The organism is Blastomonas sp. UPD001 (genome assembly GCF_003426715.1).
Classification (GTDB): domain Bacteria; phylum Pseudomonadota; class Alphaproteobacteria; order Sphingomonadales; family Sphingomonadaceae; genus Blastomonas.
The window spans coordinates 2,645,214-2,648,702 of sequence record NZ_QKVT01000001.1; the positions used below are offsets into that span (position 1 = coordinate 2,645,214).

Sequence of the window (3,489 nt, forward strand, 5' to 3'; positions counted from 1 at the left end):
GCGGTGGCGGCGGGCGGGCTGATCCGCGATGCCGTCTCCTCGCTCGCGCTCGCCGACCGGATCGGCGAGACCCTGGCCTATCGCGCCACCGGATACGGCACCGTCTATCTGATCGAAATCGTCCTGCTGCTCGTCACCATGATCGTGCTTGGCCCGCTTGTCGGGGGCCAGCCGATCGATGAATCCGCCCCGCCACCGCGGTTCGGCCTCACCGAATTTCCGACATGAGGGTCTTGAAGAAGAGAGGTAAGTGCCATGTTTAACGGCAATATCGTGGGGAATATCGATGTCGCATCGATCGCCTTCTGGGCGTTCGTGCTGTTTTTCATCGGCCTGATCTATTATCTCCGCCGAGAGGACCGACGCGAGGGCTTTCCGCTCGAGGACGACCTGACCGGGCGTTCGCTGGGCATGGGCGGGCCGCTGCTGCACGCGACCCCGAAGACCTTCAAGCTGCCCTTCGGCCGCGGCACCGTGACCACGCCGACCATCGGCAAGGAAAGGTTCGACATTGCCGGACGCCGCGTCAGCCCGTTCCCCGGTGCGCCCTATGTGCCCACCGGCAACCCGCTGACCGACTGCATCGGGCCTGCCGCCTATGCCGAGCGCAGCCGCCTTCCCGATATCGACGCGTTCGGCAACAACCGCATCGTGCCGATGGCGCTGGAGCCCAGCTTCTCGATCGCGCGCGGTGATCCCGATCCGCGCGGCATGACCGTGATTGGCGCCGATGGCGCGGTCGCGGGCACGGTCGCCGAGATCTGGGTCGACCGTTCGGAGCATCAGGTCCGCTATCTGGAGGTCGTCACCGCCGAGGGCGTGCATGCGCTCGCACCGATGCCGATGGCCAAGATCCGCCGCTCCGCCCGCCAGATCGTGGTCGACGCGATCAACGCCGCGCAGTTTGCCGGATGCCCGCAGGTCGAAACGCCCGGACAGATCAGCCGCTACGAGGAAGACAAGATCTCTGGCTATTTCGGCGGCGGCTATCTCTATGCCAACCGGGCCCGGCAGGAGCCGCTGATATGATCACCGAATATGACGAAGAGCCCGTCCGGGGTCTGCCCGGCGAGCTCCCGCAAGGGGAGACCCTGCTCTGGCAGGGCTCGCCCGACTGGCGGCTGCTGGCGCGCAGCGCGTTCTTCACGCGCATCGTCGGGCTGTATTTTGCTGCGCTCGTCGCGCTCGCCATCTACAATGGCAGCACCGGCGGGGTGATCGCGACCGCGATCGCCCCGGGGCGCTCGGGGTGGGGCTGCTGATGCTCTATGCCTGGGCGGTGGCGCGCACGACCGTGTACACATTGACCAGCAAGCGCGTCGTGCTGCGCATCGGCGTCGCGCTCAACATGTGCATCAACCTCCCGCTCGCCAAGATCGGCGGCGCGAACCTGCGCGCGCTCGGTCCGGTCGAGGGCGATCTGGCGCTGCAGCTGATCGGCCCGCATAACCTGGGCTATCTCGTCCTCTGGCCGCATGCGCGTCCGTGGAAGCTTGGACATCCCGAACCGATGCTGCGCGCGCTGCCCGATGCGGCGGTGGTCGGCGAACGGCTTGCGCGCGCCGTCGCGGCGATCGCGCCGGTCGACCGCGCGCAACAGGCCAATGTCGCAGCGGGCGAGGGAGTGCCTGCGCATCTTCAGGGAGCCATCGCATGACCAGCGCCTCGCCCAGCCATAACCACCATCATTCGCACGGCGGCCATGGCCACAGCCATGAAAATACCGTGCCCAAAGGCGCGCTGGTGATGGCGTGCGGGGTGGTGCTGTTCACGCTCGCACTGACCAGCGCGACCCAGCTCGGCTGGATCGCGCCCTCGCCCTCGGCCAGCGATGTGCGCGCGGCGGAAGCGGCGACCGCGCTGCAATCGCGCGTGCTGCGCTTTGCCGATGCGCAGAACGGCAAGGTCGTGGTGACCGATGCGGTCACCGGCCAGACGGTGCATGTCTATGGCGAAGAGGGCAGCGGTTTCATCCGCGGCGTGCTGCGTGGCATGGGCCGGGGCCGCCATGTGCGCGGCATTCCGATGGATGCGCCGTACGAGCTCAACCACTGGAGCGACGGCTCGCTCTCGCTCACCGATACCGCGACCAACCGCGTGATCGAGCTGGGCGCATTCGGTCCGACCAACCGGGCGACCTTCCAGGCGCTGCTGAAATGATGAACCTGCTGCGCCAGCCTGCATTCGATACGCCCTGCCGCATCCAGGTGGAGCAGAGCGAGGCGCATTTCCACGCGCATGTCGAGCTCGACGGTGATGTCGCGATCCAGCCGGGCGACAAGGTGCGCGTGCATGGCGATCCGATCATTGTCGGATTCGGCGAGTCCATTTTGATCCAGCGCATGGCGACGGTGCACCCGGCGGGTCCATTGCTGCGCGCATGGACGAAGCTGACCGCGATGGGCGAGCTCAAGGAACTGTACGAGGTCAGCTTCACCACCAGCCGGTGGTGAGCGCGGATGTTCAGACAAACAACGGGAGTGGTGCGATGAACATGCAGACGAAAGTGAAGGCGGCAGGCGCGGCAAGGCTGCCCGATGCACCCGACACCATGGCGCTGGCGACGCAGGAAACCGTGCTGTCCCCGCGCTTCTACACCACCGATTTCGATGCGCTCGATGCGATCGACGTCAGCCTGGTGCGCGCCGAATGGGACCAGCTGATGGCGGACATGGAAGGCGACCCCAACAAGGCGCATTTCCGCCGCTCCGAAAGCTTCGACGGCGTGATCGAATCGCTCGAACCCGCGCTGCGCCGCGAATTCATCGATTTTCTGGTGAGCTCGCTGACCTCGGAATTTTCGGGCTGCATCCTCTATGCCGAAATCGCCAAGCGGACCAGGAATCCCGACGTCAAGAAGCTGTTCAAGCTGCTCGCGCGCGACGAGAGCCGCCATGCCGGGTTCATCAACGAGGTGCTCAAGGACGCCGGGATCGGCATCGACCTGTCGTTCCTGACCAAGACCAAGAAATACACCTTCTTCAAGCCGAAGTTCATCTTCTACGCGGTCTATCTGTCCGAGAAGATCGGCTATGCACGCTATATCGCGATCTACCGGCACCTCGCGCGCCACCCGGAAAACCGCTTCCACCCGATCTTCAACTGGTTCGAGCAATGGTGCAATGACGAGTTCCGCCATGGCGAGGCGTTCGCGATGCTCCTCCATGCGGACCCGAAGCTGCTCACCGGCCTCAACCGCTACTGGATCAAGTTCTTCATCCTCTCGGTCTATGCCACCATGTACGTGCGCGATCACAGCCGCCCGGTCTTTCACGCCGCTTTGGGCGTCGACCCCACCGATTACGATTACCGCGTGTTCGACATCTGCACCGCGATCAGCCGCCAGGTCTTCCCGGTCGAGATCGATACCGACAATCCGGCGCTGCGCGCGCAGATGGAAAAGCTGCGTCTGGCCTCGGACCGGATCGCGGCGGGCAAGGCGCGCGGCGGGCTGGGCGGGCTGGTGCAGCGCGCCGGCGGCATGATCGG

At 65.5% G+C, this 3,489-nt stretch carries 7 protein-coding genes; all 7 read left to right on the forward strand.

Annotation, left to right across the window (positions count from 1 at the left end; translation table 11 throughout):
• Positions 1 to 228, forward strand: a 228-nt coding sequence (locus DM995_RS13420; RefSeq protein WP_198669365.1) for a PucC family protein, incomplete at its 5' end; no start/stop codon positions are given.
• A gap of 45 nt (positions 229 to 273) precedes the next feature.
• On the forward strand, positions 274 to 1,029 hold the full coding sequence (puhA, locus tag DM995_RS13425; RefSeq protein ID WP_232824386.1) for a photosynthetic reaction center subunit H: 756 nt from the start codon (positions 274 to 276) through the stop codon (positions 1,027 to 1,029).
• On the forward strand, positions 1,026 to 1,262 hold the full coding sequence (locus tag DM995_RS22390; protein ID WP_232824387.1) for a hypothetical protein: 237 nt from the start codon (positions 1,026 to 1,028) through the stop codon (positions 1,260 to 1,262). Before puhA ends, DM995_RS22390 begins: the two co-directional genes overlap by 4 nt.
• On the forward strand, positions 1,262 to 1,657 hold the full coding sequence (gene puhB / locus DM995_RS22395; RefSeq protein WP_232824388.1) for a photosynthetic complex putative assembly protein PuhB: 396 nt from the start codon (positions 1,262 to 1,264) through the stop codon (positions 1,655 to 1,657). Before DM995_RS22390 ends, puhB begins: the two co-directional genes overlap by 1 nt.
• The gene (gene puhC / locus DM995_RS13435; protein ID WP_116969748.1) at positions 1,654 to 2,160 is read left to right on the forward strand and encodes a photosynthetic complex assembly protein PuhC; all 507 of its coding nucleotides are present in this window, start codon (positions 1,654 to 1,656) and stop codon (positions 2,158 to 2,160) included. Before puhB ends, puhC begins: the two co-directional genes overlap by 4 nt.
• A complete protein-coding gene (locus DM995_RS13440; RefSeq protein WP_353653365.1) occupies positions 2,157 to 2,453 on the forward strand; it encodes an O2-dependent cyclase accessory protein in 297 nt (98 codons plus the stop codon). The genes puhC and DM995_RS13440 overlap by 4 nt, the downstream gene beginning before the upstream one ends.
• A 35-nt stretch (positions 2,454 to 2,488) precedes the next feature.
• A partial coding sequence (gene acsF, locus DM995_RS13445) for a magnesium-protoporphyrin IX monomethyl ester (oxidative) cyclase (protein ID WP_232824389.1) occupies positions 2,489 to 3,489 on the forward strand: 1,001 nt, incomplete at its 3' end.

Coding starts and splice junctions, on each gene's coding strand:
- puhC (WP_116969748.1), top strand. CDS start 1,654: ATGACCAGCGCCTCGCCCAGCCATAACCACCATCATTCGCACGGCGGC.
- puhB (WP_232824388.1), top strand. CDS start 1,262: ATGCTCTATGCCTGGGCGGTGGCGCGCACGACCGTGTACACATTGACC.
- DM995_RS13440 (WP_353653365.1), top strand. CDS start 2,157: ATGATGAACCTGCTGCGCCAGCCTGCATTCGATACGCCCTGCCGCATC.
- DM995_RS22390 (WP_232824387.1), top strand. CDS start 1,026: ATGATCACCGAATATGACGAAGAGCCCGTCCGGGGTCTGCCCGGCGAG.